26 protein-coding genes are annotated in these 26,424 nt (G+C 44.6%); 5 read left to right on the forward strand and 21 right to left on the reverse strand.

Annotation, left to right across the window (positions count from 1 at the left end; all coding sequences use genetic code 11):
• Window positions 1–2: 2 nt before the first annotated feature.
• The 8 genes from CSV73_RS11080 to parE all read right to left on the reverse strand — a co-directional run bounded on the left by CSV73_RS11080 (window position 3) and on the right by parE (window position 10,885).
• Entirely contained in the window at window positions 3–1,199 is a 1,197-nt protein-coding gene (locus tag CSV73_RS11080) for an acyl-CoA dehydrogenase family protein (protein WP_085130695.1), read from the reverse strand.
• A 31-nt stretch (window positions 1,200–1,230) separates the two neighbouring features.
• Window positions 1,231–1,668: a Zn-ribbon domain-containing OB-fold protein gene (locus tag CSV73_RS11085; protein WP_099627605.1), complete on the reverse strand. Its 438-nt coding sequence runs from the start codon at window positions 1,666–1,668 to the stop codon at window positions 1,231–1,233.
• Window positions 1,669–1,679: 11 nt separating this feature from the next.
• Window positions 1,680–2,840 carry a thiolase C-terminal domain-containing protein gene (locus tag CSV73_RS11090; RefSeq protein ID WP_085130691.1) on the reverse strand — a complete coding sequence of 387 codons (1,161 nt, stop codon included), beginning with the start codon at window positions 2,838–2,840 and terminating at the stop codon, window positions 1,680–1,682.
• A gap of 29 nt (window positions 2,841–2,869) precedes the next feature.
• Window positions 2,870–3,295, reverse strand: a complete 426-nt coding sequence (locus tag CSV73_RS11095) for a MaoC/PaaZ C-terminal domain-containing protein (RefSeq protein ID WP_085130689.1) — start codon at window positions 3,293–3,295, stop codon at window positions 2,870–2,872.
• A 14-nt stretch (window positions 3,296–3,309) separates the two neighbouring features.
• Complete coding sequence (locus CSV73_RS11100; protein WP_085130687.1) at window positions 3,310–3,750, reverse strand: MaoC family dehydratase N-terminal domain-containing protein; 441 nt, start codon at window positions 3,748–3,750, stop codon at window positions 3,310–3,312.
• 13 nt (window positions 3,751–3,763) lie between these two features.
• Window positions 3,764–5,917 carry an acetate--CoA ligase family protein gene (locus tag CSV73_RS11105; protein WP_233201042.1) on the reverse strand — a complete coding sequence of 718 codons (2,154 nt, stop codon included), beginning with the start codon at window positions 5,915–5,917 and terminating at the stop codon, window positions 3,764–3,766.
• A gap of 529 nt (window positions 5,918–6,446) precedes the next feature.
• Complete coding sequence (gene parC / locus CSV73_RS11110; RefSeq protein ID WP_099627606.1) at window positions 6,447–8,873, reverse strand: DNA topoisomerase IV subunit A; 2,427 nt, start codon at window positions 8,871–8,873, stop codon at window positions 6,447–6,449.
• A complete protein-coding gene (gene parE, locus CSV73_RS11115; RefSeq protein WP_232319176.1) occupies window positions 8,870–10,885 on the reverse strand; it encodes a DNA topoisomerase IV subunit B in 2,016 nt (671 codons plus the stop codon). Before parE ends, parC begins: the two co-directional genes overlap by 4 nt.
• A gap of 231 nt (window positions 10,886–11,116) precedes the next feature.
• Here parE and plsY point away from each other — a divergent pair, with 231 nt between their 5' ends.
• Both plsY and CSV73_RS11125 read left to right on the forward strand, forming a co-directional pair.
• Window positions 11,117–11,719 (forward strand): glycerol-3-phosphate 1-O-acyltransferase PlsY, encoded by a 603-nt coding sequence (gene plsY / locus CSV73_RS11120; protein ID WP_085130681.1) that lies wholly within the window; start codon window positions 11,117–11,119, stop codon window positions 11,717–11,719.
• A gap of 29 nt (window positions 11,720–11,748) precedes the next feature.
• Window positions 11,749–12,042 (forward strand): HesB/YadR/YfhF family protein, encoded by a 294-nt coding sequence (locus CSV73_RS11125; RefSeq protein WP_085130679.1) that lies wholly within the window; start codon window positions 11,749–11,751, stop codon window positions 12,040–12,042.
• Between the two features lie 28 nt (window positions 12,043–12,070).
• Here the strand turns inward: CSV73_RS11125 and CSV73_RS11130 are convergent, their stop codons facing one another.
• From CSV73_RS11130 to acnA, 3 genes are all read right to left on the reverse strand, one after another.
• Window positions 12,071–12,388 (reverse strand): hypothetical protein, encoded by a 318-nt coding sequence (locus CSV73_RS11130; RefSeq protein ID WP_099627607.1) that lies wholly within the window; start codon window positions 12,386–12,388, stop codon window positions 12,071–12,073.
• Window positions 12,388–12,813 (reverse strand): acyl-CoA thioesterase, encoded by a 426-nt coding sequence (locus CSV73_RS11135; protein ID WP_085130675.1) that lies wholly within the window; start codon window positions 12,811–12,813, stop codon window positions 12,388–12,390. Before CSV73_RS11135 ends, CSV73_RS11130 begins: the two co-directional genes overlap by 1 nt.
• Before the next feature lie 321 nt (window positions 12,814–13,134).
• On the reverse strand, window positions 13,135–15,849 hold the full coding sequence (acnA, locus tag CSV73_RS11140; protein WP_099627608.1) for an aconitate hydratase AcnA: 2,715 nt from the start codon (window positions 15,847–15,849) through the stop codon (window positions 13,135–13,137).
• A gap of 365 nt (window positions 15,850–16,214) precedes the next feature.
• Between acnA and CSV73_RS11145 the strand changes: the two genes are divergently transcribed.
• Both CSV73_RS11145 and CSV73_RS11150 read left to right on the forward strand, forming a co-directional pair.
• Entirely contained in the window at window positions 16,215–16,763 is a 549-nt protein-coding gene (locus CSV73_RS11145) for a cysteine hydrolase family protein (protein WP_085130671.1), read from the forward strand.
• Between the two features lie 132 nt (window positions 16,764–16,895).
• Complete coding sequence (locus CSV73_RS11150; protein ID WP_085130669.1) at window positions 16,896–17,150, forward strand: GlsB/YeaQ/YmgE family stress response membrane protein; 255 nt, start codon at window positions 16,896–16,898, stop codon at window positions 17,148–17,150.
• A gap of 304 nt (window positions 17,151–17,454) precedes the next feature.
• Here the strand turns inward: CSV73_RS11150 and CSV73_RS11155 are convergent, their stop codons facing one another.
• The 5 genes from CSV73_RS11155 to CSV73_RS11175 form a co-directional block, all read right to left on the reverse strand.
• Window positions 17,455–18,138: a lytic transglycosylase domain-containing protein gene (locus tag CSV73_RS11155; protein ID WP_099627609.1), complete on the reverse strand. Its 684-nt coding sequence runs from the start codon at window positions 18,136–18,138 to the stop codon at window positions 17,455–17,457.
• A 20-nt stretch (window positions 18,139–18,158) separates the two neighbouring features.
• Entirely contained in the window at window positions 18,159–18,749 is a 591-nt protein-coding gene (locus CSV73_RS11160; RefSeq protein ID WP_099627610.1) for an SCO family protein, read from the reverse strand.
• 119 nt (window positions 18,750–18,868) lie between these two features.
• On the reverse strand, window positions 18,869–18,997 hold the full coding sequence (locus CSV73_RS11165) for a YvrJ family protein (protein WP_081241957.1): 129 nt from the start codon (window positions 18,995–18,997) through the stop codon (window positions 18,869–18,871).
• A 75-nt stretch (window positions 18,998–19,072) separates the two neighbouring features.
• Window positions 19,073–19,291, reverse strand: a complete 219-nt coding sequence (locus tag CSV73_RS11170; protein WP_085130663.1) for a DUF2922 domain-containing protein — start codon at window positions 19,289–19,291, stop codon at window positions 19,073–19,075.
• Window positions 19,292–19,314: 23 nt separating this feature from the next.
• A complete protein-coding gene (locus CSV73_RS11175; protein WP_085130661.1) occupies window positions 19,315–19,536 on the reverse strand; it encodes a DUF1659 domain-containing protein in 222 nt (73 codons plus the stop codon).
• A 133-nt stretch (window positions 19,537–19,669) separates the two neighbouring features.
• Between CSV73_RS11175 and CSV73_RS11180 the strand changes: the two genes are divergently transcribed.
• Window positions 19,670–20,080: a DUF2621 domain-containing protein gene (locus CSV73_RS11180; RefSeq protein WP_085133516.1), complete on the forward strand. Its 411-nt coding sequence runs from the start codon at window positions 19,670–19,672 to the stop codon at window positions 20,078–20,080.
• 993 nt (window positions 20,081–21,073) lie between these two features.
• On the opposite strand, the gene CSV73_RS11185 is transcribed toward CSV73_RS11180, so the two are convergent.
• The 5 genes from CSV73_RS11185 to CSV73_RS11205 all read right to left on the reverse strand — a co-directional run bounded on the left by CSV73_RS11185 (window position 21,074) and on the right by CSV73_RS11205 (window position 26,327).
• Window positions 21,074–21,607: a CcdC family protein gene (locus CSV73_RS11185; RefSeq protein ID WP_085130658.1), complete on the reverse strand. Its 534-nt coding sequence runs from the start codon at window positions 21,605–21,607 to the stop codon at window positions 21,074–21,076.
• Window positions 21,600–21,929: a thioredoxin family protein gene (locus CSV73_RS11190; protein WP_085130656.1), complete on the reverse strand. Its 330-nt coding sequence runs from the start codon at window positions 21,927–21,929 to the stop codon at window positions 21,600–21,602. The genes CSV73_RS11185 and CSV73_RS11190 overlap by 8 nt, the downstream gene beginning before the upstream one ends.
• 31 nt (window positions 21,930–21,960) lie before the next feature.
• Window positions 21,961–22,671: a cytochrome c biogenesis CcdA family protein gene (locus tag CSV73_RS11195; RefSeq protein WP_085130654.1), complete on the reverse strand. Its 711-nt coding sequence runs from the start codon at window positions 22,669–22,671 to the stop codon at window positions 21,961–21,963.
• A gap of 130 nt (window positions 22,672–22,801) precedes the next feature.
• Entirely contained in the window at window positions 22,802–24,574 is a 1,773-nt protein-coding gene (locus CSV73_RS11200; protein ID WP_099627611.1) for an ABC transporter ATP-binding protein, read from the reverse strand.
• Entirely contained in the window at window positions 24,567–26,327 is a 1,761-nt protein-coding gene (locus tag CSV73_RS11205; protein WP_085130650.1) for an ABC transporter ATP-binding protein, read from the reverse strand. The genes CSV73_RS11200 and CSV73_RS11205 overlap by 8 nt, the downstream gene beginning before the upstream one ends.
• Window positions 26,328–26,424 lie beyond the last annotated feature (97 nt).

The raw sequence follows: 26,424 nt of genomic DNA on the forward strand, positions 1-26,424 counted from the left end.
TATTAACGTCCCATGTCTTTTGGCAATCCCAGTACGCGCTCGCCAATCGTATTGCGTTGGACTTCACTCGTACCGCCACCGATTGTCTGTCCGAATGAGGCGAGGAATAAATGCTGCCACTTCGGATCCGCTACGGCATCCTTATCAAATAGCACACCTTGGTGTCCTTGAATTTCTACGGCAAATGCAGAGAGTGCCTGGTTCAATTCGGTTACCACCAATTTATCAATCGAAGTTTCCGCTCCCGGTTGACCATTCTTGATCGTAGTCGTCAAGTTTTTATAGTAATTCAATAGCGATCCACGCACGCGGGCATAGAAATTCGCCAATTTTTGTCTGACTAGAGGATTTTCAATCAATGGCTTGCCATTTACTTTATACTGCTGTGCCAGTTCCACTGTATCGTTGAATTGCTTTTCGAGTGTGAAGAGTTCTGCACCGATTCCCGTACGCTCATGGAGCATCAAAGCAATCAATACATGCCAACCCGAGTCTACTTTTCCGACGATATCTGCATCTGTTGCGACAGCGTCTGTCATATACACTTCGTTAAAGTCTTTATGTCCATCCATCTGCACGATCGGAAGCGTTTCGACTCCCGGTTGATGCATATCCATCATGAACACCGTAATCCCTCGGTGCTTCTTTTCCGGGTGCGTACTCGTTCTCGTCAGCAAGAAGCATTTATCCGCCACGTGACCAAAACTTGTCCAGACTTTCTGACCATTGATGAGCCAGCGATCGCCGTCTTTTACCGCACGTGTTTTTAGGCCGGTTAAATCCGACCCTGCGCCTGGCTCTGAATAGCCTTGGCACCATATTTCTTCACCTGTCAGGATTTTTTTCAAGTATTTCTCTTTTTGTTCATCCGTTCCGATGTCGATCAACGTAGGACCTACCATATGGATCCCGATATAGTTGATGAGTGGCGGTGCTTTGACGCGCACCATTTCTTGATGGTAGATAATTTCCTCCATCAAGCTGGCGTTGCGACCGCCATATTCTTTCGGCCAGGCGATGGCTGCCCATCCACCTTCATACAATTTTCTTTGCCAAGCACGTAATACACGGGAGTATTCATCCAAGTCTTCCGGCAAATCGCGCTTGCCTTCTAGCCATCCTTCGGGAAGATTGGCTTCAAGCCATGTTCGTAATTCGGTTCTAAATTTTTCTTCTTTTTTCGTGAAAGAGAAATCCATACTCACTCATCCTTTCTATATCGCCTATCGATCAATTCGTAACGGGAATCCACTGTGGCAATGCACGGTCTTCCGTAATATCCACCCAAGTCATTTGGATCGGCATCCCGATTTCCAAATCTTTTTCCTGGCAATTCAAGATATTGCCCATAATTTTCACTTCCGGCACGTTGTCGAGCTGTGCGAGAGCGATAATTGTCGGTAACTCATCCTGGAAACCTGGTAAAAATGGACGGTAGGAAACTACATACGAATAGACGGTAGCTTTAATATCGTCGCCTAACTGTTCCCAGCTGACATTTCCACTTCCGCATTTTGCGCATGTAGGGCCTGGCGGTTGTGAGTACGCATGACAATCATCACATTTTTGCAGGGCCAGTTGATGTTGGTCCGCTGCATCCCAGTACGGGGCATTATCTATATCTTTCAATGGAATAGGTTTTTGGTAAGCAGTCGTTGCTTGTGTCATAGTGATTCCTCCTAGTTTCGTAAGATCATAGCGCCAGCGATATCCGGTCCAGCCCAGCCTGTACAAATACCGATCTTGCAATCTTCTACTTGGCGGTCGGTTCCTTCGTAGTCATGGCGCAGCTGTCTAACGATTTCAATGGCGTTGTTCATTCCGTGTGTATACCCTTCGGATAGCATGCCACCCGCTGTATTAGTTGGTAGTTTACCGCCGATCTTCAAGTTGCCTTCCGCAACAAAATCTCCCACTTCTCCGCGTTTCGCAAAGCCGTATGCTTCCAGCTGGCGCATAACAACCCAACTGAAACAGTCATAGATGGAGGCCACATCGATATCGTCCGGTGTCACTCCCGCGTTTTCATAGAGTTCTTCCGCCACGTAATCAGATGCGACTTGGTCGATATCATTCCAGTAGTGAGCGTGCGGATGACATTGTCTTGCCGCCATCCCCATGATATAGACCGGTTTTGACGTACAGTCTTTCGCTTTTTCAGCAGACGTGACAATGATCGCATTTCCTTCATCGAGTTCGAGGCAAGAATCATGGATATTGAATGGAGAACTGATATCCGGTGTAGCGAGATAGTTTTCCATCGTTAACGGCTTCCCGTGTAGGAATGCTTTTGGATTTCGTTGTGCATGTTCATAGAAGCTCAAGCACACATGCCCAAGATGTTCTTTCGTAATGCCTGTTTCGTGCATATGACGTGTCGCATACATGCCGAACCATTGAGATGGGCTTGCCGATCCGTACGGAATCACGAAGCTTCCGCCCGAGAGCGCCCCTTGTAACATATCGGGATCATATCCGCGGCCTACGCGCGTTCCCGAACTACCGTTCATGGAACGATAGATCAATACGGTGTTTAGCTGGCCTGCTTCAATGAGCGCCACGGCATCCGCAATCAGCATTTCTGTACTCGCTCCGCCGCCTTGAATATCTTTGACGTATTTCGGTCGTACACCAAGATACGTTGCCAGTTGGTGAGACGTACAGGAATCCCCTTCGTTATAGTTCATGAATCCGTCGATGTCTGTCGGTTTCAAGCCTGCATCTTTGATTGCTGCATGGGCCGCGTCGAGTGCCAAATGCAAAGGCGTTGTTCCCGATTTTCTTGAGCGTTCACTCTCTCCTACGCCTACAATGGCATAGCGGTCTTTAATAGTTCCCATAGATAGATTTCCTCCTATTTCACGTCTGTTTATGTCAGTTGTAAGATGGCGCTACCTGATCCGACCACTTCTCCTGATACTTTCTCTGCCGTCAGATCCAGTGCGATCCATCGCTTGCCATCTTCTTCATATGTTCGTTCTACTACACCCGAGCAACGTATTTCATCGCCCGGTACCGTCATTTTGCCGAAACGCATCTTAAAGTTTGCGACGCGTGCTTCCTTGCCAGCAATTTTCATCACATACTCCCCAAGGAAACCCATTACCAGCATGCCGTGTGCTACGACACCATCCATGCCGATTTTCTGCGCGAAGTCATCGTCGAGGTGCAATGGATTAAAATCCCCAGAAGCACCTGCATACTGAGCCAACTGCACTTTCGTGATGGGTGGTTTCACCATAGGCTCTAGTTTCTGGTCTACCTTTAGTTCTTTTAACTCCCATTCCTTGATCATGTGACGACCTCCCATTATTTTGCTGAACGATAGACAATGTTCATGCGGCTAATACAAACTAATTCGCCCGCTTCGTCTTTCATTTCTGTATCTAGTTTCAAAAATTGCATTTTTCCGCTCTTTCCTTCTTTGTCATACAGATCGCTAACTTTCATCTGGCAACGTAGTTGATCTCCTACGCGGATCGGTTTGTAGTATAAGAATTCCTGCTCGCCGTGCAACATCCGGCGGTGGTCAAGTTGTAAAGGCATTTCTACTTTGCCATCGTTCATCGCAATCGGAAATGTCGGCGGGACAATCAGTCCTTCGTATGCCGACTCTTTCGCATAGCTGTCGTCTGTATAGAGTGGATTGTCGTCTCCGATGGCAGTGGCGAATTGGCCGACATGCCTTCTTTCGATTTCAAACACGTATTCGGCGCTCGTTAAGCCTATAACACTTTTATCCAAATCCATTTTCATCCTCCTCTTATTTTGTGATGATCAATGCATCTGCCGCTACAATGCCGTCTTCGTAAACGATCAACGGGTTAATGTCTATTTCTTGGATGACATCCGAGTAGTCTTCAATTAATCTTGAAACTTTCAGTAACACATCGATAATGGCTTCTTGATCGACGGGCTTTTTATTGCGTACGCCTTGTAGGATTTGATAGCCTTTCAAGCTTTCCATCTTATCGATAGCATCTTGTCTTGTGATCGGTGCGACACGGAAAGATACATCTTTGAAGACTTCTACAAAGACACCGCCAAGACCAAACATGATGACAGGGCCAAATGTCGGATCACTCGTTACACCGACGATGACTTCCACGCCTTCAGGCAACATTTCCTGAATAGATATGCCGTGAAGATCCGCTGTTGGGCAATGTTCTTTCGCACTGTCGTAGATTTCCTTGAACGCCTGGCGTACTTCCTGGCCGTTCTGGACATTCAGCCGGATCCCGTTGACTTCCGTCTTATGTGGAATATCAGGCGAATCGATTTTCATGACGACTGGATAGCCCATGTGATTCGCAGCTTGTACTGCATCATCCGCCGTCTTGGCAGTGATTCGCTTCGCTGTGCGGATACCGTATGCAGAGAGGATTTCACTCGACTGCGATTCGCTCAATGTTTGGTTTGCAGGTAATAGGTGCTGGATGTTCGATACGTCCAGTTCTTTTCTTGCAGGCTCATCGCTGATCTTGTGCGCTTTTCTATATGCTTCTGCATAATCCACTAATTTGGCAAGCGAGCGGATCGGATTCATATTACCGAGAATGAATGGAATGCCGTTGTCTTCGAGATACTGCACGCCTTTTGGAATCGACATGCCTTCAAGCGGGAAGTTCGATATCAACACGAACTTATCCGAGTTCTTGCAAATTTCGACGAATTCCTGAAGAAGTGGTGTGTTTTCATCCCAGTGAATAGGGAACTCCGGAAATAGGATAATGTCTGTATCGGGATCATTGACGAGTACTTTTAATGGTGCGAGATACAATTCCGGATTGGTGATCGATGCGGCCGCGGTTAAATCAACCGGGTTGGAAGCGCTTGCAAAATCGGGAATGTTTTTCTCGATTTCTTTTCGCACTTTATCGCTTAGCGCATGGATGTTTAATCCGTACGATTCACAACGATCCGCTTCGTTGATTCCTCTGCCACCTGAACTCGTGACGATCACTGTATTTTTACCTGTCGGAAGTTTATTGGTTAAGAATAATTTAGAGAATGAAATAATATCATCGTAATCGTCTGCACGCACAATGCCGGCTTGCTTGAAGAATCCGTCATACACTTTATCAGCACCTGCCAATGAGCCGGTATGTGATGCTGCTGCACGACTGCCTGCACTGCTTCGTCCAGACTTCATGATAACAATCGGTTTATTGATTTGAAGGGCGAATTTCGCTAGTTTCCGTAACTTCTCTGCGTTTTTCTCGCCTTCCAAATAACCGCTTGCCACTTTTGTTTTGGGGTCATGCAACATGTATTCAATGACGTCAGAGAAACTTACATCGACTTCATTGCCGACACTGACGAAGTAATTAAACGTCAATCCATGCTGAGCTGCCGCAATATACGTCAACACACCAAAAGCGCCACTTTGCGTAACGAATCCTACTTCACGTTTCTTGCCAAGCGGTACATTCGTAAGTCCTGGAGAGAATGTACCCATCAAGCCGTTTGTTGTATTGAGAAGACCTACACAGTTTGGGCCGATCAATCGCATCTGGTATTGTTCAGCGATTTCTTTCAGGCGGTTTTGTGCAATAATTCCTTCTTCGCCAATCTCTGAGTAGCCGGATGCAAAGACGATCGCCGCCTTGACACCGCTTTCACCGCAATCGATCAGACATTTCTCTACTTGGTGCATGCCGACACAGAGAATGGCCAAATCGACTTGTTCGGGTGTATCGCCTACGCTTGTGTAACAAGGCAATTCTCCAATTTCTTTCGCTGTGGGATGGATAGGGTAGATCTCCCCTTCAAAGCCTGCGTCTAGTAGTGCTTTTAATTGCAAGTAACCAATTTTGTTCGTGTTTTCCGAAGCACCTAGTACAGCCACTCTTTTTGGGTTGAATAAGGGTTCCAGCTCAATATTCGATGGTAGTACTTCATTCATCATTTTCATCATCTCTTCACCTCTACGCTTTCTACTCTACTTTTTTATATACTTGCTTGAGTAGAATCATAACAAAGAGACTTTTCCATTATATTTTCTTTTTTGTGTTAAATATTTAATGTAATTAGGAGTGGAATTATAAATTGAGCGGACGCTCAGCGCTTGTTGTGTATGTGTTTTAACTAGTTACTATTTTCTGACTAGTCATGATGAACCCGACTTTCGTGCTGAGTGACCGCGACTTCGGAGAGCGATAGTCGCGTTTTTGTGGAATTCTAAAGTGATTGTGCATGGTTTGTGCACTGACCATGGTGAGATTAATGGAACGGTAAGGCTGAATGTCTGTTGGGGTGGGGATTAGCGTGCGTCTTGAAACCCCGCAGGGAGCGAACGAGTAGGCTCTTAGGAAAGCGTCGCCAACTGGAGCTTCCATCCTATGACAGATCCTTCTGATTCACTCAGTCTGTAGTACTTACACTATAAAATAAAGAAAAAAGCGTCCTATGAAGTTGTATCACTTCATAAGACGCTTCCATTATGCTTACTCCCTATCCTTCTTCACCGTCACCACTTGCACAATCTGCCCGTCTTTCGCTTCGTCCACTACAGAACTTCCTGTAGACTGACGATTAGAATTTTTTATCGACATGGGTTCGATTTCTATCTTTAGTCCCTTAGATGTGTGAATCACGAATTCTTCATCGTCTTTCACCAGCTTCATATCTACTACTCGATACGGATTGGACTTTAACTCTTTAATGATCGTCACGCCTCTAAGCGCTCTAGAGCTTGTCTCGAACTCTGAAATATTCATTCTTTTAATAGTTCCACGCTGTGTAGCTACAAATACGTTGCGTACTTGCTCTGTAATCACTTCAAATGCTACTAACTCATCTTCGGCTTTTAAATTGATTCCCTTGACGCCGCCTGTACGAATACCGGTAGTGGCAAGCTCTGACAATGCGAATCGTAGCGAGTAAGCTTGTTTACTTACCAATAATACGTCTTCTTTCCCCGTTATAACCTGTGCACCAACTAGTCGATCGTCTTTCTTAACGTTCATCGCTTTGAACGAACGGTTAAAACGTTGCACTTGGAAGTCCGTCAATTTCGAAATCTTTACATTACCATTGGATGAAGCGGTCAAAATACAGCGAGTTTCATCAAATTTCTCAAGGGCGATCACGTCCACTAGCTCTTCACCTGGCTCGAGTCCGCAAATGCTGGATAAATGCTGCCCTAAATCACGCCAGCGTATCTCTGGCAGCTCGTGGACGGGTTGGTAGATGTAATTACCGAAAGATGTGAACAACAGCAAGTGATGCTGTGTATTCATGGCAGATTCGATTAGATTATAATCGTGTTCTTTCATTTCCTGCCCTTTTCCACCCGAAGCGGAGTACGAACGCATGCTGGTACGTTTGACATAGCCACCTTTTGTGACGGATACCATGACTTCTTCGCTAGGAACCAAGATATCTAGATCCACTTTCAGTTCCTCAATTTTTTCTTCAATTACGGAACGACGTGGTTCGGAAAATTGCTTACGGATTGCTTTGATTTCTTTCACCAAAACAGACACCAATTTAGACTCGCTTGCAAGAACCGCTTCTAGCTCTTGGATCAAGTCACGTAGTTCCTGTTCCTCGCGTTTTAATTCCGTAATATCCGTATTCGTCAATCGGTATAGTTGCAATGAAACAATGGCTTCTGCTTGTACTTCAGTAAATTCATACGCTTTAACCAAGTTTAATTTCGCATCTTTCTTATCTTTTGACGCGCGAATCGTCTTAATGACTTCATCGAGGATCGATAAAGCTTTTATCAAACCGTCTACGATATGTAATCGTTCTTTCGCTTTACGGATATCAAAGGTAGATCGTCGTGTAATCACGTCTTTTTGGTGATCAATATACGCATCCAGAAGCATTGGAAGAGACATCAACATCGGGCGTCTACCTGCAATCGCAATCATATTGAAATTGTACGTGATCTGTAAATCCGTATGTTTCAACAAATACTGCATAATGGCTGTACCGTCTATTTCTTTCTTCAGCTCGACGACGATACGCATTCCTGTACGGTCGGATTCATCACGAATTTCTGCAATACCATCTAAACGACGGTCGTGGCGCAGTTCATCCATTTTCTTTACTAAATTGGCTTTATTGACATCATACGGGATTTCCGTAATGACGATTTGGGATTTACCTGCTTTTAACTGCTCAATTTCCCACAATGCGCGGATAATGAAACGCCCTTTGCCTGTCTGATAGGCAGTACGAATTCCGTCCGTTCCTTGGATAATCGCACCTGTCGGGAAATCCGGTCCAGGAATCACCGTCATCAGCTCATCTACGCTGACGTTCGGTTTCTTTAAGCGCATCAAGACCGCATCAATAACCTCATGCAGTGCGTGAGGCGGAATATCGGTCGCATAACCGGCAGAGATACCCGTAGAACCGTTCACCAGCAAATTCGGAAAACGTCCTGGTAAAACGGTGGGTTCCAGTTCTGTATCGTCAAAGTTAAATGCAAAATCGACAGTTTCTTTACGAATATCGCGTAACATTTCACTTGCGATAGCAGAAAGTCGCGCTTCGGTATAACGCATTGCGGCTGCGGAGTCACCGTCAATCGAACCGTTATTTCCTTGCATGTCGACCATTTCATGACGCAGCTTCCATGATTGACTCATCCGTACCATGGCATCGTAGACGGACGTATCACCATGTGGGTGATAGTTACCGATAACGTTACCGACCGTTTTTGCGGATTTACGGAACGCTTTTTCATGTGTGTTGCCTTCATGGAACATCGCATACAAAATACGACGTTGTACCGGCTTTAATCCGTCCCGCGCATCTGGAATCGCGCGGTCTTGGATAATATACTTACTATAACGCCCAAAACGGTCACCAATTACTTCTTCCAAGGGCAGATCTTGAAACGTTTCTGACTGTGTCATTCCGTATCCCCCTCAACATGTATATATGCATTATCTAAAATATTATGTTCTTCAATCAAGCCAAAATCGACGTTCTCTTCAATCCATTTACGACGTGGTTCGACTTTATCACCCATCAAGGTGGTGACGCGACGCTCGGATTTCGCTCCATCTTCAATCGTCACTCGAATCAACGTTCGTGTGGATGGATCCATCGTCGTTTCCCATAATTGATCCGCGTTCATCTCACCAAGACCTTTATAGCGTTGAAGCATATAGCCTTTCCCAACCTTTTCGATCGCTTCTTCTAAATCATCATCGGTCCACGCATACGCAAGCTTTTCGCTTTTACCGGCGCCTTTAAATACTTTGAATAAAGGCGGTAGCGCGATATACACTTTGCCTGCTTCAATTAATGGCTTCATATAGCGATAGAAGAACGTCAATAGCAACACTTGGATGTGTGCACCATCGGTATCAGCATCGGTCATAATAATGACTTTGTCGTACGCAGCATCTTCAATTTGGAAATCAGCACCCACTCCACCACCAACTGCATGGATAATCGTGTTGATTTCTTCATTTTTCATGATGTCTTCAAGTTTCGCTTTTTCCGTATTGATGACTTTACCCCGAAGCGGCAATATCGCTTGGAACGTACGATCACGACCTTGCTTTGCTGAACCGCCGGCAGAATCACCCTCCACGAGATATAATTCATTCTTGGCGGCGTTACGTGATTGGGCCGGGGATAATTTACCGGACAACAATGTATCGGATTTCTTGCGTTTCTTGCCTGAACGCGCGTCTTCACGCGCTTTTCGTGCTGCTTCACGTGCTTGATGTGCTCGGATGGCTTTACGGACAAGATTTGCGCTAAGTTCCGCATTTTCTTCAAGGAAATACAGCATTTTTTGCGAAATGACGGCATCTGTCACCGTTCGCGCTTCACTCGTGCCGAGTTTACCTTTCGTTTGGCCTTCAAATTGCAGAATTTCTTCCGGAATACGAACAGAAACGATCGCCGCAATCCCTTCACGGATATCTGAGCCATCGAGATTCTTATCTTTTTCCTTCAGTAAGCCCGCTTTACGTGCGTATTCATTCACCACACGTGTCATCGCAGCTTTCGCACCGGTTTCGTGCGTTCCGCCGTCTTTCGTACGGACGTTGTTAACGAATGAAAGAATCGTTTCGGCATAGCCGTCGCTGAACTGGAACGCAAATTCGACTTCAATGCCGTCGACTTCACCTTCTAGGTATGCTACGTCATGCAACACTTCTTTTTCTTCATTCAAATAGGTAACAAACGCTTCAATTCCGGATTCGTAGTGGAAAATGTCTTGCTTATCTGTACTTTCTTCTTTTAGCGTAATCTTTAAACCTTTCAATAGAAAAGCGGACTCACGCAATCTTTCTGCCAGTGTGTCATATTGATATTTAATCGTAGAGAAGATCGTCGTATCCGGTTTGAAATGAATCGTCGTGCCTGTTTCTTTCGTTTTACCGATTTCTTCAAGTGTCGTGGCCGGTTTACCGCCATGCTCAAAGCGCTGGAGAAATTTCTTGCCGTCTCGGTAGATCGTCACTTCCAACCACTCGGACAATGCATTGACAACGGATGCCCCTACACCGTGTAAGCCGCCACTCGTTTTATAGCCGCCTTGCCCGAACTTTCCGCCCGCGTGCAACACGGTCATAATGACTTCAGCAGTTGGTTTTCCTGACTCATGCTTCCCTGTCGGCATCCCACGTCCGTAGTCTCGCACACTGACACTGCCGTCTTTATGGATCGTGACGTCAATTTCATTACCGAAGCCAGCTAGTGCTTCATCCACCGAGTTATCTACTATTTCGTAGACTAAGTGGTGCAGACCTCTCGTGTCGGTCGAACCGATGTACATTCCCGGTCTTTTTCGTACCGCTTCCAAGCCTTCTAAAATTTGAATGGAACTATCATCATACGTATTTTGTATTTTCTGTTTCGTCAAAATGAAACCCCCGTCAAACAAATGTTCTGTTATTTTAATCATACATCTTCTGATAAACCTTGTCAAATCAACGTTTTGTTTCAGCTCAACCTATTGTATAGAAGAAATGTACGGAATGCAACGAGCAAACGATGACAACACACCGAACGTTTTATGCGGAAATTCCTTTTTTCGGCTGTTCTTCATCTTCCTCTAGAATTCTATTATTGTCCAGAACTTATGCATCTGCTACACTAATAATAAATTAGTTTATCATGCATAAAGGGGTTCACTATGGAAAATTACGTTATCATTCTGGCAGCTTATTTGCTCGGCTCGATCCCTTCTGCACTCTGGATCGGCAAGCTTTTTTATGGAACCGATGTCAGACAGCATGGCAGTGGAAACATGGGCGCGACAAATACATTTCGGGTCCTCGGAAAAAAAGCTGGCATCGTCGTCACACTGCTAGACATCTTCAAAGGAACAGCAGCTGTTCTCTTGCCGTTATTGCCGTACTTTCACGATACGGCGATTCATCCGTTGATTCTTGGAGTCGTTGCAGTACTTGGACACATCTTCCCTATTTTCGCCAATCTAAGAGGCGGAAAAGCCGTTGCGACTTCTGGTGGAGTATTACTTGGTTATAATTGGCCCATTTTCTTATTGGTCGTCATTACGTTTTTAATTGCATTAAAACTAACGAAGATGGTATCGTTAACATCGATCATCGTGTCCGTTATGGGACCACTATACTGTCTCATTTATTACTTTATGGGTGGCGATCTGTATTTATTTTTAGTCGTCGCACTGATGGGCTTCTTCATTTTTTATCGCCATCGTGACAATATTACTCGAATTAAGAATGGAACCGAACCAAAAGTAAAATGGCTATAGGTTTCTCCACTGGAAAGGATGTATAGAGCATGAATATTCACCTATCCGAACAAGCCATTCATTGGTTTGAAGAAGAAATGGAAGTCACTACAGGCGATTATGTAAAATTTTTCGCGCGTTATGGCGGATCGAGTCCGCTACATGAAGGCTTTTCCATAGGTATTACGAAAGAAGTACCAGACGAACTAGCAGTCGAACATGTCGTGAACGGCGTGCATTATTACATTGAAGAACGAGATCTTTGGTTCTTCGATGGCCATGACTTGCATATTGATGCAGATTCGTCAACGGAAGAATTATCCTTTGACTATGAAGTAGCGTAAATCACAAATAAAATGGTAAGCATGACTCCTATAAAGAGTCATGCTTACCATTTTTTAATCGGGTTAATTGATGGATTTGCCCTTCTTGCTTCAAAATGTCTACTTGACGTTCCCCAAGCAAATCGAAATGTGGGTATTCTTCGCGTGCGTGGATCCATTCTGATTGCAAACCGTACTTCCTTCCCCACTGTATGAGCTTTTCGAGATCACTGCATCCCGCTTTTGTGACCGTATTTACTGTCGGAAACCGGTCATCTAGCCAATAATGTGTCAAAAATGCAATTTCTTCACGCTGCACCGCGTTTTTCCATTCTTTTAATTGCTGTCGATCAATTCCGAATGCCATCAGCCTTCGCCTCGCTGAATTTTCGTGTACGTCGCATCCCATTCTGGATGAATTTTGCGCATGGACACGGGTCGGAAGTTCTCTTTTTTCACTACTACGTGCTCAGAAACAGCGGTTGCGGCAATCGAGCCGTCTGCATGCAGAATCTCATAGCCATAGACCGTACGTAGCTTGCCGTGCGACTCGACCCATGTTTTGACTGTAACGGTCTCACCGTATGTAATCGACGTCTTATACTTCACTGACAGCTCGGTTACAGGCGATAGATACCCATCGCGCTCGAGTTGTGCATATTCGTATCCGAGGTCTTTGATCAACGCGGTACGGCCGATTTCCATCCAAATTAAGTAGTTGGCATGGTACACGACACCCATCTGATCGGTTTCTGCGTAGCGTACTTCAATTTCTTTTTCACTCGTAAACATGTGATCACCTCATGTCTAGTATAACGAACGAGAAAGTGGATTGCTTGTGATTGACATTATGATGGGGTGGAAAATGTAGGTGGAGACGCGCGGCTATGAGCGGTTATGGCTTGCGTATGAGCGGATACAGACTGTGATAGAGCGGTCGCCTCGTCTCATAGAGCGCTTCGCAGCGACCATAGAGCGGATATGCATGAACTATGAGCGCTTCTTCGAATTAATGAGCGTCCGTGCGATGGTTTTCACTATATACTCGCTATTCAAACTGTAAAACGCAAAAAAAGATGCTCGGCTAAGCCGAGCACCTTTACTTATTCCCTATTACTTTGCTGCTAATTTATTACGTAGAACCATTTGAAGGATTCCGCCGTGACGGTAGTAGTCCACTTCAACTTCGGAGTCGAAACGAGCTAGTACTTCAAATTCAGTTTCCTTGCCGTCTGGAGCTTTCGCTGTAACTTTAAGGATTGAACGTGGTTTTACGCCTTCAGCGATATTCACACAGATTTCTTCTTCACCAGTTAAGCCTAGAGATTCAACGTTTTCCCCATTGATGAATTGAAGTGGAAGTACACCCATCATCACTAGGTTAGAACGGTGAATACGCTCGAAGCTTTCTACGATAACTGTTTTGATGCCAAGCAAGTTTGTACCTTTTGCTGCCCAGTCACGTGAAGAACCCATTCCGTAGTCTTTACCACCAAGGATAGCTAGACCTGTACCATCTTCTTGATACTTCATCGCTGCATCATAGATCGGCATAACTTCTTTGTTTGGCCAGTACGTAGTGAATCCACCTTCAGTGCCCGCTGCGATTTGGTTACGAATACGAATGTTCGCAAACGTTCCGCGCATCATGACTTCGTGGTTACCACGACGTGAACCGTACGAGTTAAAGTTACGTGGCTCTACGCCATTTTCACGTAAGTAGAGTCCAGCAGGTGTGTTCAAACCGATAGCTCCAGCAGGTGAAATATGGTCAGTCGTGATTGAATCACCGAACTTACCGATTACACGCAAGCCTTTAAGCTGCTCGATATCCGCTGGTTCTTTCGAAAGATTTTCGAAGAACGGTGGGTTTTGGATATATGTTGAAGACTCATCGAAATCGTATAGTGAATCGTCAGTCGTTTCAATTGCATTCCATGCTTCGTTTTCAGTGAATACGCGCGCATATTCTTTACGGAACAATTCAGGTGTAACCGTCGCATTCAATACATCGTTCACTTCTTGTGTAGAAGGCCAGATGTCTTTGAAGAATACGTCGTTACCATCTTTGTCAGTTCCGATTGGATCTTTCGCAAAGTCAATGTTCACTGTTCCAGCTAGTGCGTATGCCACAACTAGTGGAGGTGAAGCCAAGTAGTTCGCTTTAACGAATGGGTGTACGCGGCCTTCAAAGTTACGGTTACCTGAAAGGACAGATGTAACTAGAAGATCTTCATCACCGATTGTTTTTTCGATTTCTGGAAGCAATGGACCCGAGTTACCGATACAAGTCGTACATCCGTAACCTACTGTGTTGAATCCAATTTGATCCATGTAAGCAGATAGACCTGATTCGTTCAAGTAGCCAGTAACAACTTTTGAACCTGGTGCCAATGAAGTTTTAACGTATGCAGGTGGTGTAAGTCCTTTTTCAACAGCTTTCTTCGCAACCAATCCAGCCGCTAACATAACGTAAGGGTTAGATGTGTTTGTACAAGAAGTGATAGCTGCGATTGCAACGTCACCTGTTTTAAGATCCACTTTGCGTCCGTCTTCGAACTTAATTGTGCCTTTTTTCTCAAGCTCTTTTGGTGTTAAGCCAAAGCCTTGTGTTCCTTCTGGAGCTACAACTGCGTCTTTGAACGACTGTTGCATTTCAGTCAATGGAATCAAGTCTTGTGGGCGTTTAGGACCTGATAGGTTTGCAGCGATATCGCTAAGGTTGATTTCTACAACTTTAGTGAATGTCGGCTCTTCCTTTTCAGGAGTGAAGAACATATCGTTTTCGATCAAGTATTGCTTAACTACTGCAATGTGCTCTTCGTCGCGGCCTGTTAAGCGCATATAGTTAAGTGACTCTTCGTCAACCGGGAAGAATCCACAAGTAGCACCATATTCAGGCGCCATGTTTGCGATTGTCGCACGGTCAGCTAGTGGCAATTTTGAAACGCCAGGGCCGAAGAACTCAACAAATTTACCTACAACACCTTGTGCGCGAAGGATTTGAGTTACTTTAAGCGCTAAGTCAGTTGCAGTTGTTCCGTCTGGAAGATCTCCAACTAATTTCACACCGATAACTTCTGGAATTGGGAAGTATGACGGTTGTCCAAGCATTCCTGCTTCCGCTTCAATACCACCAACGCCCCATCCAAGTACGCCGATACCGTTGATCATAGTTGTATGGGAGTCCGTTCCAACCAATGTATCTGGGTATGTTTCGAATGATCCATCTTCGTTTTCAACCGCGTGAACAACGTTAGCTAGATATTCAAGGTTTACTTGGTGAACGATACCAGTTGCAGGTGGTACTGCACGGTAGTTATCATATGCTTTTTGTGCCCAGCTCAAGAACTGGTAACGCTCAGCATTACGTTCGAATTCAAGTTCCATATTTTTTTGTAGCGCTTGTGGCGTACCATAGCTATCTACTTGTACCGAGTGGTCAATGACTAGATCCACTGGAATTTCAGGGTTGATCTCGTTTGGATCTCCACCTAGTTCGTTCATTGCAGAACGCAATGAAGCCAAGTCCACTACAACAGGAACTCCTGTGAAGTCTTGTAGGATGACACGTGAAGGTTTGAATGGAACTTCAGCGTCTGCGTTTTGTACAGTGCCCCATTTAGCTAAATCTTCTACATGGTCGTCCTTGATCACGTATCCGTCATGTTGACGAAGTACTGATTCTAGTAATACTCTTACGGAATAAGGAAGTTTCGATACTTTTGTTAGTCCTGCTTCTTCTAAAGCTTTCAAACGGTAGTAGTTATACGTCTTGTCGTTTACTTTGAAAGACTGACGGCTATTATGCAAGTTGCTTTTTGCCATTTTGTGTTTCCTCCCTTTATGTACTGAAAGACGAAAAGAATCCATCTTTCCTCTACTCCATCTTAGTATAGCAAAGAACAATAGTAAAATACATATACATTATAGGTATACATAAGAAAAGCTTATGACTAATCGAAATATCGTTAAGAATTCTCAATTAGTCGTTTGCATTCTCAAATAGCGTCACTTTCTCTCGTGAAAACGCCGTTTATGACATTTACTGTATATCTTTTGAAAATGAAATTCATAATTATTTAAAATATTTGATAGTGAAATTATGGTGGGAATGAATTCGGGTATGTCTTTACATATGTTTAGACACTAAGCCGCCACTATGAGAAAATAAAGAAAAGGAGAGGTTCTTTATGAAGAAAGCATTACTCGTTGTAGATTATACAGTAGATTTTGTAGCTAGGGACGGTGCCTTAACTTGCGGCGAACCGGGTATCGCGCTTGAGGAGTATATTGTGGATCAGACAGCAGATTTTGTAAAACAGCAATTGCCGGTGTTTGTCATCAACGACCTGCATGAAAAAAATGATCCGTATCATCCGGAAAGCAAGCTATTCCCTGCTCACAATATTCGCGGTACAGAAGGCAGAAATCTTTATGGGAAACTGCACGATTTCTATACCGAACATAAACAGCAAATTATTTGGATGGATAAAACACGCTACAGTGCATTCGCCGGAACAGATCTCGATATCCAATTGCGTGCACGCGGAATTACAGAAATCCATCTTATGGGTGTATGTACGGATATTTGCATTTTACATACTGCAGTCGACGCGTACAACCTCGGCTACTCCATTATCGTTCACGAAAGTGGCGTCGCAAGTTTCAACGCTGCAGGCCATGACTGGGCTCTTTCCCACTTCCAAAACACATTGGGCGCAACCGTTATAGCCAACTAAAACGAATCGAAAGTTCAGCAGTTTTATTACTGTCTGAACTTTTTTTATCGAAAAATGTTTGAGGTATTAAAAAGATGGTAATACCAATACTAAGCGAGAGCTACATAACATAATGAAAAGGAGATGAGCAACATGAGCTTTTTATGGTTCTTAATTATCGGAGGTATCATTGGTTGGCTAGCTGGACTTATTTTAGGTAAAGATATTCCCGGCGGTATTATTGGTAACATCATTGCAGGTATTGTAGGTGCATGGATCGGTGGTGCACTATTAGGAGAATGGGGTCCACAAATCTCTAGTTTCTATTTCCTACCTGCGTTAATCGGTGCGGTTGTACTTGTATTTATTGTTAGCTTGATTATGAAGAGTATGCGTAAAGCTGCGTAATACTAAACATCCAAACGTGAAGTTGCCCATTTGAGGCGCTTCACGTTTTTTATTTTGTAAATGAAGTAAATTCGCTCATTGATTTGTCTAAGCGCTCATAGTTCATCGGTATCCGCTCTATGGCCGTCGCGAAGCGCTCTTTACTTGTTGATAACCGCTCTATCATGGTTCGTAACCGCTCATACTTTACGTAAAGCGCTCTAACGCGACTTGCAACCGCTCTATCGCCCTACTTTTTGAACTACCTACCAACTTATAGAAACTAAAAAAACGCAGAGCAACCAAACTCGGTGGACTCTACGTTTTATTTCTTCACTTGCTTCTCTGATGCTATGCGTTGCTCTTCGAACTCATTGTAGTACCACAATACATCTTCTACATACTGATCGCTATGATTATAAGTGAAAACGGCCTTTTGTATATCCCCGTCCGCTGCACCACTATCCGACAGATAATGAGCGGCACTGAAGATGGCGTCTTCCATATCAAATGGATCCGCTATTCCGTCACCGTTCGCATCGACACCGTAACCACCGTATTGCTTGATCACTGCAGGGTCAATCTTGTCGCGCTCAGGAATGTCTCCTTTGCCTAACTCCTTACAACCGGGATAATCCCAGCCAACGAAGGTGCACGGCATGAACTGCATCGGCCCTTCCGCTCCAACAGGCGAAACATCGGTTTTCATTGTAGAGAACCTGGTCTCAATGCGGTGATGCGCTGCAAGCAATGTCCAAGGAATATTGTATTCTTTTGCTGCTTCAATATAGATTGGAATAAATTCCTGTGGGATGGCTTCTCCCGTTTTACGGTCTTGAATATGAAATAACGACGTAGCCGTTTCTGTGATTGTGTCGTGTTTTCCGAAATTCACCCAAAGAATGGCGGAAATCGTAAAGAGTGTGACAGCAACAGGTACTAATAAAACCAAAAAAGCGACCATAACTCGTCCCGATCGACTGAGCCTCTTTTTCTTTAATTTCTTCATTGCCTCACCCCTTCTGTTGATTAGTTGCCTTCTTTGATGAGTGCTTTCATGTCTTTGACGATTGTATCATATTGCACATCTTCGTTCCCACCGTATAATTTTACCACTTCATTGTTCTGGTTCACCAAGCCAAATGAAACACCATGGAGCACTTGATCATCGTTAGGGATTTGCTTCACTAATTGTTTAAATGATGAAGCGGCTAATTTTTCAATAGTCTCCATATCGTAACCTGTCAGCATCTGCCATTTGCTTTCATCCGGCGCGCTGAACAGGTCGAGATACTTCCCGAGTTCTTCCGGTGTATCCACGTCGGGGTCTACACTGAATGACACGATATTGTAATCCTCGATGTTATTGTCAATCAATTTTTCCTGCAACGTGACCATATTGTGCATCATTGGCGGACAAACGGTTGTACAATTCGTGAACACAAACTGTGCCAGCCATACAGAGCCTTTCAAGTCTTCATCGGTTACGGTCTCATTGTTCTGATTGGTAAATTCAAATGAATCCACTTTATATTTATGATCTGGCTTAAACTCCCCACCACACGCACTCAACATCAGCACGAATAGAAGTGTCAATGGTATCAAAAGCTTTTTATACATATTCGATTCCTCCACCTTTTACTAGTCACTTTATCATAACGAAAGTTCACAAGGCATACAAGGTGAAGGCGTCCTCCATTTTGGCTAAATCTTGTCGGAATCATGAAGTTCCTATGAAGTCATCTGTTTTTGATGTCCGAGAGAACGCCATGAATCGCTTCAAGCTTCACTTCCAAACGATGCAGTAGATAAAACGATACGAAAATCGGAAATCCGACATCTTGTATGAGCTGTAGCCAGTGTTCCATTGTTCACTCCTCCTCTCCCTCTAGCATTCGATGAAAAAGCCGGCTTCCAGTACGTGACTGAAAACCGGCTGCAACTTATCGACTGACGATGTTTCGTGTATCCCGCGCAACGATTCGTGCACTTTTGATCGTGGCGAGTGGAGATTCTTCGATGCGGAAAATATTACTTGCGATCACTTGCTGCATAACCGCTTCCACTTGACCTTGCGTAATGTCTTCATCCGGTTCGTCTACCGTTAATGTAACCGGCTTATTCGCCGCCGTTAAAAATGTTAATTCCAATACTTTTGCCATATGCGCTCTCCTCCTGTACGATTTTAGTTATGAAGATCTTCTGTTACGACTTTCTCGATCTGAATTAATGGGTAGCTCGATAATGAAGCAAGTTGTGTCAAAGCCGTGTACATATTTGCGGGTGTTGCGTCGTCATTGATGAATTTGTACGTTTTAATCTTGCGAATCAAGTGACCTTTCTCGTTAACACCTGCATTAAAGTGGATCTTCGCCGTAGCTTGACTGAATTCTAGTGTTGCTGCCATGTGTATCACCTCCTTTCATCCGCTATATAGACGAAAAAAGCGAAAAGGATACTTTGTTAGTGAAATATTTTTCAATTGCTTTTATAATGAAGGGTAGAATGGAAGAGGTGAAAAAACCGTGCCAGACCTATTTATGTGGTTTATTATATTTTGGGGTATTGTGATGATCGGCTTATTCGCTATCGGTGGATTCTTCATGTTCCGGAAGTTCCTAAAAGTATTGCCGAAAGAAGACGGAAAATCGACGCTGGATTGGGAAGAGCATTATGTCAACGAGTCGTTGCATTTATGGAATGACGAAGCGAAAAGCATGCTCAACGAACTAGTTACGCCCGTGCCGGAATTGTTCCGCGACGTGGCGAAGCAGAAGATCGGTGCCAAGATCGGTGAGATTGCGTTAGAAGACCGTGCCAAAACTATTGAATTTGATCATATTATCAAGGGATATATTCTTGCTACGCCAAAGCGCGACCATAACTTCTTGCGTAAGAAGCTCAAGCAAATGGAAATTGATATTCAGCCATATGAGCATTTGTTTACGTAACTAAGAAACAGGATGTCCCTATTGATGGGGCATCCTGTTTTTGTGTGGTTTTAAGTATTTCGTTCAAGTTCATAAGTTCAGTGAGTTAAGGGGATACGTCATGGGATGGAAGCTCCAGCTGGCGGACGCTTTCCTATGGGCTCGCGGTGAGCCAACCAGGTCGCGTTGCTCGCTTTTGGTTGTCTCACCTGATCGAGCTGATCCATCAGGAAGAGCCGTAACGAAGAACGGCTTTTGCGAGTAAAAGCGAAGCGTTAGGAGCACATCTTTGCACTCGCCGCCAGCTTCCGCTTCCATCCTTACTTAAAAGTAGGTTGAAATTAGATCACACACTGGCTAGAGTAAGTGATCCATTGTGTTCATTGAACTTTGTTAAGTTCAAGTTCATTAGTTCAGTGAATCACGGTCTAGGGCTTGAGATTTCCACTCCAGGTGGGAGACGCTTTCTGGAGGGCGCGGCCCGAGCCAAGTGAACAGCGAAGGGTTCGCTTTGCCGTATTTCTGTGTACTTTGCAGAAATTAAGGCATCTGTCCGGGTTCTCGAACTCGCGCTGATCCTCCCAGAGTCGCCCCCAGCTTTCGTGGAAATCCTACGTAGAAAGTGAAATGAGGTGGATCATTCACTAGCGATAGTATGTGAATGATTGTGATCTTTGAACGTAGTGAAGTTCAAGTTCAATTCTAGTTGTAACTACTAGATTGATTACAATAATAGCTTCAATGCACAACAAGAATGTCTCTCACTCGCATTGCAAAGGATTGGAGCGAGAGCCGTTGCGAAGTACGGCTTTTGCGAGCATAAGCGAAGCGTTGGGAGCACATCTTTGCACTAGGAGCGGCGACTCTGGGAGGATCAGGTCGACAGGTGAGACCACTAAAGGAACGCAGTGACTAGGGGGCTCACCGCGACCCCTCCAGAACGCGTCCGCCTAGAGCGCAAATCCCCTCACGTAGTCCCTTGCCTTTCATTTCTAATCATAAAAAAAGAAGCCGTCACAAGGACGACTTCTTCCCTACTATACTCTTCTCAAGCATCTTATACTTCACCAGCATCCCAATCCGCCACGGCAAGATCATCGAAAATGCAAGGATGAAGAACATGCCGCCGAGCTCACCAATGTCAATTGTGTTACTCAGCACGATCTTGCCGACCATGCGAATCACCAGCAACCCGAGCAAGATAAGTAAAAACGCCTTCGACTTCTTCAAATAAATTCCGTCATCCTTGATCTCGAATTTCGTTGTATAAATCAAAAACACGGAAAATATCAAGCCGACCAAACTGGCTTCTACCACTTGCATCCAAGGCACTTGGAACTCGTCGAACAAGAACATCAACATCCCTGTCGACATGAACAATGGCGGTAAGATAATCTTCTTCGCCTGAATCGGCTTATTCGACGCCTTCGCTCGCATCGTGTAGACAAATGTTGTCATCACGACGAAGATCACCGTCGAACCGATGATCAAGTAAATGGAAGGAATACTTGTGAAGACATAATCGATCAGTTGTTGTATCTTATGCATCTACGTTCCCCCACTGCACTAGCTCATCGAGGCGTTTCTTTAGATCATTCATTGGAACAATCCGTGCAAAACGCGTCCATTCTTTCTGTTCGTTAAATAATAAGACGACCGGTGCAGTAAAGAGTGACAATTGTCCAGCTAGTTCCGGAACTTCCGCTGCGTTCACACGGTAGAAGTCAAACGGATAATCGCTTTCGAGTACCGCCACTTGCGGATACAGTCCTTCGCAGACGGAGCAATTATTCGTCTTTACAAACAACAGAAACTGCGGTGTCTCATTCAATACATGCTGCCACTCGTCAAAAGAAGTAATTTCTTTCATCCTACACCTCTTTTCTGCTTACCAGCTTACATTAAAAGCCTTGGAAGTCGCCAAAGATCGGGCTAAGCCAACTTGTGAAATAGACCATTCCGTTAAAGAATAGAATAATACCGAACACGATCATCAAGTAGCCGCCTACTTTCGTAATCTTCATACTGTGTTTGCGGATCCAGCCAATTCTTGTGATGAAGAATGACAAGAAGAAGAATGGAATCGCGAAACCAAGTACATAAAGCATCATATACAACATACTCGATGCCGGATTCGTCGCAGCTAGATAAATAATGGCACCGATAATTGGGCCCATACATGGCTGCCATCCAGCGGAAAACGCTAGACCGATCAATGCCGTGCCGAAGTAACCCGCGGGACGATTTTTAAATTGCAGCTTTTTCTCTTGCATTAAAAATTCTGGTTTAAATAATCCGATTGTCATCAGTCCGAAGATGATGATGAATATTGCACCTAGCTGACGTATCAAATCTTGATATTGCAAGAAGATAGATCCGATAAACGATGTACTGAATCCTAAAATAATAAATACAATCGAGAATCCAAGTAAGAAGAACAGCGTGTGCAACATGCCTGAGCGGTTCATTCCTTTTTTCTTATCTCCGAGTTCATCTAATGACATCCCGGTGATATACGATATAAAGGCCGGGTAGAGCGGTAATACGCATGGAGAAATAAAACTCAGGAAACCTGCTCCAAACGCAAAGAAAATATTAACATCCGTCCCCAACAAAATTCCTCCTTTAACAATAGGACAAGTAGAATGTCGGCAAGCGCCAACATTCCCACTCTATCGTAACAAACAAGAGGCTAGATTACGCTTCATTTGATTGTGAAATCTTTTTGACAATCATATAAACTTACCCTTGCGTACCGTTCTGCAATTCATACATTGTATAGTACAAGCCCTTTTGCGCAAGCAACTCTGCATGTGTCCCACGTTCGACGATTTCGCCATGGTGGAGTACGAGAATTAATTCGGCATCGGCGATCGTGCTCAGACGGTGAGCGATCGCAATCGTCGTACGGCCTTCGCGCATCTTCTCCAAACTTTTCTGAATTGCAACTTCCGTTTCGGTATCAATATTCGCCGTTGCTTCGTCGAGCACAAGAACTTTCGGGTTCATGGCAATGGTCCGTGCGAAAGCGATCAACTGACGCTGTCCACTGGATAATGTCGACCCGCGTTCTGTCACTTTCTGCTCGTAGCCGTTCGGCAACTCTTCAATAAATTGATCGGCTTGGACGAACTTTGCCGCTTCCCGCACATCTTCATCGGTCAACTCTTCGTTATGCAGACGGATGTTGCTTGCGATATCCCCGTAAAACATGAACGGATCTTGCAAGACGAGTCCTACTTTCTTCCGCAATTCTTCTATTGGATACTCTTTTAGCGATACCCCATCAATGAAGATGTCGCCACGCTCGTATTCATAGAAACGCATGAATAGATTGATGATCGAACTCTTTCCGCTTCCCGTATGACCGACAAGTGCGACCGTTTCGCCTGCATTCGCCGTAAAGGAAATATTTTTGAGTACGTCATTTTTTCCATCGTAACTAAACGTCACATCACGGAATTCAATCGTACCTTCTTTAATTTGCTGAGTAGAAACTGCTTTTTGTTTCGGTTCAATTTCTGGATTATCGATTAACGCGAATACTCGCGACGCAGAGACGATCGCTTGCTGGAACATCGACAAACGTTGCATCACTTGATTGATCGGTTGGAATAGACGTCTCAGCAGCGTAGTGAACGCATAAATAATCCCGACATCCACGACCGACGTAAACGATGCTGTTCCGAAATAGCTAAGTACCGCGACGATGGATCCGGCATACAATAAATCGATAAATGGCCCAAGCATCAAGCTGTCGAAACGAATATTTCGTAGCCCAACACGGTAATGTCCTTCATTGACTTCAATGAACTCGTCAGACAAGCGTTTCTCTTGGCGGAAAGCCTGAATCATGACCATACCAGATAATGACTCGGAGATTTTCGCGTTCAGCTGACTGAGCCGTTCCCGGATATCTTGATAGAAGTCTGCACTGTAATAGCGATAGACCGATACAAGAATGAGGAATAACGGCAACAAGATCAGTGTATAGAGCGCGAGTTTTCCGTCCAGCGTAAAGAGCGCAATGTAGACGCCGACAATTCCGAAGATCGCCTGCATGAACGTAACCGCCACACTGACGAACATTTCTTTAATCGATTCCGTATCATTCGTTACACGTGAAACGATTCCGCCAGCAGGTGTCTGATCGAAATACCGTAGTCCAAGTTTTTGGACTTTCGAGAACGCATCGATCCGAATTTGCTGGATGATTGCGAGTGCAAGTTCTTGAAACCGCAATGTTTGGAAATACGACCCGACAATGTTGACGAGTTGTAGTCCGATGTAAATTAGTGCAATGGTCCATACTTCTTTCGCCGGGAAGTTTAGTGGTACGACATAGTCATCGAGGAATCGCTGGATCACTAGTGGTCCAAGAATCGTCGATGTTACCGTCAACAGCAATAATAGAATCGCAATCAGTGCGCTTTTCTTCATCGGCAAGACGTATTTCGCTAGCCGCATGAACGTTTTGAACTGATCTCTGGCGGACATCTTCTGTTTGTTATTCATCTGCGCCGCCTCCTTGCTCTACGATCGACTCTAGCTGTTGCAGATCGTACATTTCTTTATACATTCCGTTTTGTGCGAGTAAACTGTCATGATCGCCAATTTCAACGACTTCCCCTTCATCGAGAACGATAATCTGATGAGCGTGCTGAATGGCACTTAAGCGGTGCGACGTAATAATGGTCGTCTTACCCGTTCTTTCTTCTTTCAATGAACGCAGAATCGCTTCTTCCGTCCGGGCATCTACTGCGGATAATGAATCATCCAGCAACAATAGCTCCGGATCCATGAGCAACGCACGTGCAATGGACACACGCTGACGCTGTCCACCGGATAACGATACGCCACGTTCTCCAACCAGCGTTTCATAGCCTTTTTCAAACGTCAGAATATCTTCGTGAATATGCGCGGATTTCGCAGCCGCCACAATCTTCTCCGGATCGATCTTCGGGTTCGTAAAGGCAATATTTTCACCGAGTGTCGTCGAGAACAAGAAATGGTCTTGCGGCACGTAACCGATTGCCTGGCGCAAACATTCCTTCTTATAGCGCGTAATTGGAATGCCGCCATACGTAATCGTTCCCGTATACCCTTCGAATTCTCGCATTAACAGCTTGAGAATCGCTGTTTTCCCTGCACCGGTCTTTCCGATCACGCCAAGTGTTTCACCTTGCTTGATCGTAAAGTGTAAATTACGCAGTGATGCCCGCTTGTCGTCTGGGAACTTGAACGTATCGATATCAAAGACGATATCTCCGTGCGGCAATTGACTCACCGCATTCGGACGATCTTGAATTCCCGGCTCAACCGAAAGTAAATCTTGGATTCGGCTGTAGGATGCATTCCCTCGTTCGACAATATTGAATAGGAAACCAATGGCCAGCATCGGCCAGGTTAACAGTCCTAAATAGGAAGTGAACGCGACCAAATCCCCGATCGACAACTCACCTGATAAAATAAAGCGTGTACCGAAATAAAAGGATAAAACATAAGAGATCGCAAAAATTCCCGCAATCGTCGGATCAAACAACGCATCCACTTTCGCAACGCGCATATTCTCCTTGACGACTTGCTCTGAACGCTTCGTGAACGACTCGACATCTTCTTTTTGCTGACCAAATGTCTTCAGCACTTTGATCCCCGAAATACTCTCTTGTGCTTTGTCGTTCAAATCAGAGAATGCTTCCTGTGCCACACGGAATCGATTACGTAATAACCGTCCATAATAACTTGTCAAGATAATCATCACCGGAATCGGTACGAGGGCGATCAGCGTTAACTTCCAACTAATCGAAAACGCCATCATCAAGATGACGAAACCACCTGTCGAAATCGAATCGAAGAGTGTCAGAATGCCTGATCCCGCCGTTTGTTGCACCGCATTGATATCATTTGTCGCGTGTGCCATTAAATCTCCGACACGGCGTCGCTGATAAAATGAAGGTGACATGCGCGTGAAGTGCTTAAACAGACGCTCTCTCATGACCCGTGCAAGGTACACCGATGAGCCGAAAATCATTACGCGCCAAATATAACGCAAGACATACATCAATACACCCGTCACTGCCAGAATAATCATCCAGCGCGTCAGCATCTCCGCGGTTAATTCATCTTTTGCGACCGCATCGACAATATAGCCGATAATTTTCGGCGGTGCCAGTTGCAGTAACGCGACAATCATCAGAGCCGTGATCCCTATGCTGTATTGTTTTTTTCTCTCAGAAAAAAACCAGCGCAAATCCAGTAATACTTTCACTGGCTTTCCTCCTTTGTTCTGCACCACTTCTCTTGCAGTCTTTTTTATAGTGCTTGCTATTTGATTTTAGCAAAACTTTTAGGTTATCGAAAGTTAC

This window comes from Sporosarcina sp. P1 (genome assembly GCF_002743155.1).
Taxonomy (GTDB): Bacteria; Bacillota; Bacilli; order Bacillales_A; family Planococcaceae; genus Sporosarcina; species Sporosarcina ureae_B.